At 49.7% G+C, this 7,254-nt stretch carries 4 protein-coding genes and 1 rRNA gene; 4 read left to right on the plus strand and 1 reads right to left on the minus strand.

Going from position 1 to position 7,254, the window contains the following annotated elements; all coding sequences use genetic code 11:
* Window positions 1–8: 8 nt before the first annotated feature.
* Window positions 9–1,916: a DNA topoisomerase (ATP-hydrolyzing) subunit B gene (gyrB, locus tag WFJ73_RS28365; protein ID WP_336776271.1), complete on the plus strand. Its 1,908-nt coding sequence runs from the start codon at window positions 9–11 to the stop codon at window positions 1,914–1,916.
* A gap of 27 nt (window positions 1,917–1,943) precedes the next feature.
* Here gyrB and WFJ73_RS28370 read toward each other — a convergent pair whose 3' ends face one another.
* On the minus strand, window positions 1,944–2,705 hold the full coding sequence (locus tag WFJ73_RS28370) for a YheC/YheD family protein (RefSeq protein WP_336776272.1): 762 nt from the start codon (window positions 2,703–2,705) through the stop codon (window positions 1,944–1,946).
* Between the two features lie 296 nt (window positions 2,706–3,001).
* Here WFJ73_RS28370 and gyrA point away from each other — a divergent pair, with 296 nt between their 5' ends.
* From gyrA to WFJ73_RS28385, 3 genes are all read left to right on the plus strand, one after another.
* Window positions 3,002–5,509, plus strand: a complete 2,508-nt coding sequence (gene gyrA, locus WFJ73_RS28375; RefSeq protein WP_336776273.1) for a DNA gyrase subunit A — start codon at window positions 3,002–3,004, stop codon at window positions 5,507–5,509.
* 46 nt (window positions 5,510–5,555) lie between these two features.
* Window positions 5,556–6,629, plus strand: coding sequence for an HD-GYP domain-containing protein (locus tag WFJ73_RS28380; RefSeq protein WP_336776274.1), 1,074 nt, complete (start codon window positions 5,556–5,558; stop codon window positions 6,627–6,629).
* 320 nt (window positions 6,630–6,949) lie between these two features.
* Window positions 6,950–7,254: ribosomal RNA gene (locus tag WFJ73_RS28385) — 16S ribosomal RNA — on the plus strand; the annotation flags it as partial.

Genomic DNA, 7,254 nt, shown 5'->3' on the forward strand with positions numbered 1-7,254 from the left:
GTGAGCAGTTGAGTCAGCAGAATACGTATGATGAAAGTCAGATACAGGTCCTCGAAGGCTTAGAAGCGGTACGGAAGCGTCCGGGGATGTACATCGGCTCTACCAGCGGCAAGGGCCTCCACCATCTCGTATGGGAGGTTGTCGATAACAGTATCGACGAAGCGCTGGCCGGGTACTGTACGAAGATCCAGGTTCGCGTCCACGAGGACAACAGTATTACGGTTATCGATAATGGCCGTGGTATTCCGGTAGGAGAGAACGCGAAGCTGAAGAAATCGACTCTTGAAGTCGTTATGACCGTTCTTCACGCAGGCGGTAAATTTGGCGGCGAGGGCTATAAAGTATCGGGCGGGTTGCACGGTGTTGGTGTATCCGTCGTTAATGCGTTGTCGGAACATGTAACGGTTACGGTTAAGCTCCACGGACATATTTACCAACAGGAATACCGCCGCGGCGTGCCGCAATATGACGTCAAGATTGTCGGGGAGTCCAATGAAACCGGTACGACGGTTAAGTTCAAACCGGATCCTGAGATTTTTACCGATACCACCGTTTACGAGTACGAGACGCTCCAATCGCGGATCCGCGAGCTGGCGTTTTTGAATAAAGGCCTTGAGATTGAACTGATTGATGAGCGCACGGGCACATCGAATTCGTTCAAGTACGATGGCGGCATTATCGAGTTCGTCAAGCATTTGAACCGCAACAAGGAAGTCATGCATGAAGAACCGATTTATGTTGAAGGCTCTAAGGACCATATTCAGGTGGAAGTATCGTTGCAATATAACGACGGTTACACCGAGAATATTCATTCGTTCGCTAATAACATCAATACGCATGAGGGCGGTACGCATGAATCCGGCTTCAAGAGCGCGTTAACGCGTATTATTAACGACTATGCCCGTAAGTCCGGATTAATTAAAGACAATGATTCTAACTTCTCCGGCGATGACGTCCGCGAGGGCCTGACGGCGATTATTTCGGTAAAAATCCCCGAGCCGCAGTTCGAAGGACAAACAAAGACGAAACTTGGCAACAGCGAAGTGCGCGGTATTGTCGAATCGTTTTTTGCCGAGAAGCTACAGGAGTTCCTCGATGAGAATCCTTCGGTTTCCCGCAAAATCGTTGAGAAAGGCCTGCAAGCGGCAAGAGCCCGCGAAGCGGCACGCAAGGCACGCGAGTTGACACGCCGCAAGAGCGCGCTTGAAGTGAGCTCCCTGCCAGGTAAACTGGCTGACTGCTCCTCCAAGGACGCTTCCATCAGCGAGCTGTATATCGTCGAAGGCGACTCCGCTGGCGGTTCGGCGAAGCAAGGCCGCGATCGTCATTTCCAGGCGATTTTGCCGCTCCGCGGTAAAATCCTGAACGTTGAGCGCGCTAGACTTGACCGCATTCTCGGAAATGCCGAGATCCGTGCGATTATCACAGCGCTTGGAACGGGCATTGGCGATGATTTCGATCTGGCGAAGGCGCGTTACCATAAGGTCATTATTATGACCGATGCCGACGTCGACGGTGCGCACATCCGGACCTTGATGCTGACCTTCTTCTTCCGTTACATGCGGAAGATCATCGAAGCAGGCTATATTTATATCGCACAGCCGCCGCTGTTCAAGATCGAGCGGAACAAGGTTATCCGTTATGCGCAGTCCGAGAAGGAACGCGATGAGATTATCGCGGAGTTCGGTGAAGGCGCCAAAGTAAACGTACAGCGTTATAAAGGTCTCGGCGAGATGAACGCCACGCAGCTGTGGGAGACAACGATGGATCCGGAAAGCCGGACCATGCTTCAAGTATCGATCGAAGACGCGATTGAAGCGGACGTTATCTTCGACACGCTCATGGGCGATAACGTTGAACCGCGCCGCGATTTCATCCAGCAATTTGCGAAAGACGTTAAGAACCTGGATATTTAATAAAAATATAGCCGTCCTTGCGGGCGGCTATTTCTTTTTGTAGCGGCCGTAAGAAACGGCGTACTTATAGATTTTGCGGAACATCGTTTTATCTTCAAGCTTCCGGAAGATAAAGGCATCGGGCTTCGTGTTTACCTCAAGAATCCAAGGTCTCTGCTGCTGGTCAATGGCGATGTCGATCCCAAGCTCCTTAATGCCCGGGTAATGCTTCTCCAGCTCTTTTGCGATATCCAGGCTGATTTGTTTGAGACGCATGGCGTAAATCATCTTCTGGGTCGGTGATTGATGGTGAGACATCAAGCGTTCGAAGGACATAGGAGTGCCGCCGTTGTGGTAGTTGGTAACCACTTTCCCGGGATGGGCAAGACGTCCGATAATGCCGGTAGCCTCCCAGTGGTTGTTTTCATTGCGCTGCACCATTACCCGGATATCGAAGCGACGTTTTTTATGGCGGAGCAGATGGATGCCACGTTGAACCAGATAGCGCCTGCTTTTAATTTTTTTCACGAGGCTCTGGTGCAGCAGTTCGAGGGTAGGAAAAGTCCGGATTGTGGTGTTCAGTTGATACTTATAGCCTTTGGCAGCCGGCTTGAGCTGTTCTACGCGCATAACGCCTTTGCCAAAGGTGCCGTTTACGGGTTTGACGTAGACCATCCCGTATTCGTCAAGCATCAACTGCAGGTTTTCTTTGCTGAAAAGCTTTGTTAGAGGTATATATTCACGGAGAGCTGGCGAGTGTAGAAGTACGTTGGTTTTCTCCCATTTGCTGTATACCAATTGAATAGACAATGTTGTTGCTCCTTTCCCTTGGGAACAGGTATTAAGTGATGAAGATTGCGTATCAAGAAGAAGACAGACTTTGGAATGAGTGGTATAATGTAATTTGGGTCTGTTTATTTTATGGCGGATCGGGCACGAAAAGATACGAGTTATTTGCCTATTTTTTCATTATTTTTTAGGCAATTTGCCGGTTTCATAGATGAAACGGATGCAGGGCGTTTAGCCGTGCCTTTTTTGTGAAAGTAATATAATGGTTATCATGTTTGTCAAAGGTTTGCAGATTGATGACGTCAGGGAGGTAAAACATGGCGGAAGAACAACAGCATTCGCAAATTAAAGACCGTGACATCGGTACGGAAATGCGCGATTCATTCATGGACTATGCGATGAGTATTATCGTAAGCCGCGCATTGCCGGATGTAAGGGACGGTCTTAAGCCGGTGCATCGTCGTATTTTGTACGCAATGTCGGAGCTAGGCATGTCTTCGGACAAGCCATACAAGAAGTCTGCGAGGATCGTAGGGGAAGTAATCGGTAAGTACCATCCGCACGGCGATTCGTCGGTTTATGAAGCAATGGTACGGATGGCGCAGGATTTCTCCATGCGGTACATGCTTGTGGACGGACATGGCAACTTCGGCTCGATTGACGGAGATATGGCGGCGGCGATGCGGTATACCGAGGCGCGTCTGTCGAAAATCGCCATGGAGATGCTCCGCGATTTAAATAAAGAGACCGTTGATTTTGTTCCGAACTATGACGGCGAGGAGAAAGAGCCGGCCGTTCTGCCGTCGCGTTTCCCGAACCTGCTCGTAAACGGGGTTACAGGCATCGCGGTAGGTATGGCAACGAATATTCCGCCGCATAACCTGACCGAGGTCATTGACGGTATTCAGGCGCTGATCCGTAATCCGGAAATTACGCCTGTTGAGCTGATTGATTATGTAAAAGGCCCAGATTTCCCTACGGCGGGTATCGTTATGGGACTTAGCGGCATCCGTCAGGCTTATCTGACGGGACGCGGCACGGTAACTATGCGCGCGCGTGCGACGATTGAAGAGAACGGCAACAAAGCCCGGATTATCGTCTACGAGCTGCCGTACCAAGTTAACAAGGCACGCCTGGTAGAAAAAATCGCAGAGCTCGTCCGCGAGAAAAAAATAGAGGGAATTACCGACCTCCGCGATGAGTCCGACCGTAATGGCATGCGTGTCGTTATTGAGCTTCGCCGCGATGTAACGCCAAGCGTTGTGCTGAACAATCTGTATAAGCAGACGCAAATGCAATCCAATTTCGGTATTAACATGCTCGCGCTAGTTAACGGCGAACCTAAGACGCTGAATATTCGTGAAATGTTGTATTACTATTTGCAACATCAGATCGAAGTTATTCGCCGTCGTACCGAATACGATCTGAAAAAAGCAGAAGCGAGAGCCCATATACTCGAAGGCTTGCGTATTGCTCTTGATCATTTGGACGAAGTTATCGCTTTGATCCGTGCTTCGCAAACAGCGGACATTGCCCGGGAAGGCTTGATTGAGCGTTTTGCGCTTAGCTACGAGCAGGCTCAAGCTATTCTCGATATGCGTCTCCAAAGGCTGACTGGTCTGGAACGCGACAAGATCGAAGCCGAGTATGCGGAACTGATGAAGAAGATTGCCGAGTACAAGGCGATCTTGGCCGATGAGCAGCTTGTGCTCAACATCATCAGTGAAGAACTTAACGAGATCAAGGAGCGTTTCGGCGACGAACGTCGTACCGAAATTACCGTGAGCGATGAAGAGATTCTGGACGAGGACCTGATCCCTCGCGAGGATGTTATCATCTCCATCACGCATACCGGCTATATCAAGCGTTTGCCGGTAACCACTTACCGCAGCCAGAAGCGGGGCGGCAAAGGCGTCGTTGGCATGGATACGAAAGAGCATGATTTCGTTGAGCATCTGTTCGTATCCAACACGCACCATTACTTGCTGTTCTTTACGAACAAAGGCAAGGTATACCGCCTGAAGGCTTACGAGATTCCGGATCTTAGCCGGACAGCCCGGGGAACGCCGATCATCAACCTGATTCAAATTGAGCAAGGCGAGACGATCAATGCGGTTATTCCTGTAGAAAGCTTCGATTCGGAAAGCTATCTGTTCTTTGCGACCCGCCAGGGTATCGTTAAGAAGACACCTCTTGACGATTATATGAATATACGGAAGGTCGGCCTGATTGCAATTTCGATCCGAGAGGATGACGAACTGATTGGCGTGAAGCTGACAGACGGCAACCAGGAGATCGTAATGGGTACGGCACAAGGCATGTCGATCCGCTTCTCTGAGCAGGATGTTCGTTCAATGGGACGTTCCGCTACAGGCGTAAAAGGCATTCAACTGGATGATGACGATACCGTCATTGACATGGATGTTGTCAATCCGGAGAATGATGTGCTTATCGTAACGGCCAAAGGCTACGGCAAACGTACGCCAATGAGTGAGTACCGGATTCAGAACCGTGGCGGTAAAGGGATCAAGACCCTTAACGTTACCGACAAGAACGGACCGATTGTCAGCCTGAAGGTCGTACTGAACGACGAAGACCTGATGATTATGACCGCGCTTGGCACGCTCATCCGTACAAGCATGGAAGGCATCTCGACGATGGGGCGTAATACGCAAGGCGTGAAGCTGATCAATACGCGTGACGATGATACGGTATCTACCGTAACTCGTGTAGCGCGCAGCGAAGATGCTGACGAATCGCTCGAAGAGGGCGAAGAATTCGAAAATACAGCTCCGGATGCAGGCAGTGAGCCGGCAGAAGAGTAACAACAGACAATAGTAGAGGATTGGCATACATCGGGAGGGGACCGTTGTGGCAACAGTGGCTTTATCACAGGTGAAGTTAGGCGACAAGATCAGCGAAGATGTCCTCACCCCGCTTGGCGGAGTGCTATTTCAGAAGGGGCGCATCGTCACACCTAGAGAATTAGATATTATGCAGGCCTTTCTGGTTCCCAAAGTTCAGATTGAACAGCCGGCTAATCAGACGGATAAAACGCAGGACAACGCAAAGCAGGAGCCGCAGACAGCAGCTCCTGCTGTCACTGCTACTCCGCTGCACGATGAATACGATCAGATGATGGTTGTACTGAAGCGGGTTATCAACGAAATCCGGTCCGGCCAGCCGATACCGGTAATGGATATCCGGAATCAGCTGGAGAAGATGATGCAATATGAGGGCAGCTACCAGGTGCTTACGTTTATGCCGAGACATTTTTCGGAGCGTGACTATTTGCTGCACAACAGTATAATGGTGAGCTTAACCTCCTATCGTATCGCCCAATGGTGCGGACTGCCGCGCAAGGATTGGATGCCGGTCGCTCTCGCCGGTCTGCTTCACGATATAGGGAACGTTAAGATTGACCCGGCCATATTAACCAAGCCGACAGCCTTAACGGCCGAAGAGAATGAAGAGATGAAGCGTCACACGGTATTTGGGTATCAGCTTCTGAAGAACATTGCCTCCTTGAACGAGGGAGTGAAGCTGGCCGCGCTCCAGCATCATGAACGTATTGACGGCAGCGGCTATCCGCTTGCCATTGATTCGTCCAAGATCCATCCATACGCCAAAATCGTTGCCATTGCGGATATTTATCACGCGATGACTTTAAATCGATTCTACCGCAAGGCAGCTTCCCCGTATTTCGTCCTGGAACAGATCCAGAGCGATTCCTTCGGAAAGCTGGAGCCTGCTTACGTCAGGGTATTCGTAGAGAAGGTAACGCAATTCCATAATGGCAATATCGTGAAGCTTAGCGATGATCGCGTTGGAGAGATTGTGTTTAGCGATTCCGTACATCCGACAAGACCATGGGTCTCTGTTGGCGGCACGATCATTAACCTGACAATCGAAAGACATCTGCATATAAAAGAAGTTATGGGTTGATAATAAAGATCTTGCCTTTGAATCAGGCGAGATCTTTATTGTTTATTCAATAGAAAGCCTATGTATAGAATAGCTGCTAAATAAGGATTTTAAGCTTAAATATGAGATGTAAAAGAGAATAAGCATGTTTTAACAAAAAACTTTAAAAAAGTACTTGCAAACCATTAGGCGTTCATGGTATATTATCTCTTGTCGCCGCTGAGAAACACGCGAACGACACGAAAAACAAATTGTTCTTTGAAAACTGAACAACGAGCGAAACTGCCCCGTTAGAAATAACGGAAAAGCGATTTTTTAAATGAATGAGCAAGTCAAACACTTTAATGGAGAGTTTGATCCTGGCTCAGGACGAACGCTGGCGGCGTGCCTAATACATGCAAGTCGAGCGGACTTTACCTTCGGGTAAGGTTAGCGGCGGACGGGTGAGTAACACGTGGGTAACCTGCCCATAAGACTGGGATAACATTCGGAAACGAATGCTAATACCGGATACGCGAAACGGTCGCATGATCGGATCGGGAAAGGCGGAGCAATCTGCCACTTATGGATGGACCCGCGGCGCATTAGCTAGTTGGTGGGGTAACGGCTCACCAAGGCGACGATGCGTAGCCGACCTGAGAGGGTG

This window comes from Paenibacillus sp. MMO-58 (assembly GCF_037146255.1).
Taxonomy (GTDB): domain Bacteria; phylum Bacillota; class Bacilli; order Paenibacillales; family Paenibacillaceae; genus Pristimantibacillus.

Coding starts and splice junctions, on each gene's coding strand:
- gyrA (WP_336776273.1), top strand. CDS start 3,002: ATGGCGGAAGAACAACAGCATTCGCAAATTAAAGACCGTGACATCGGT.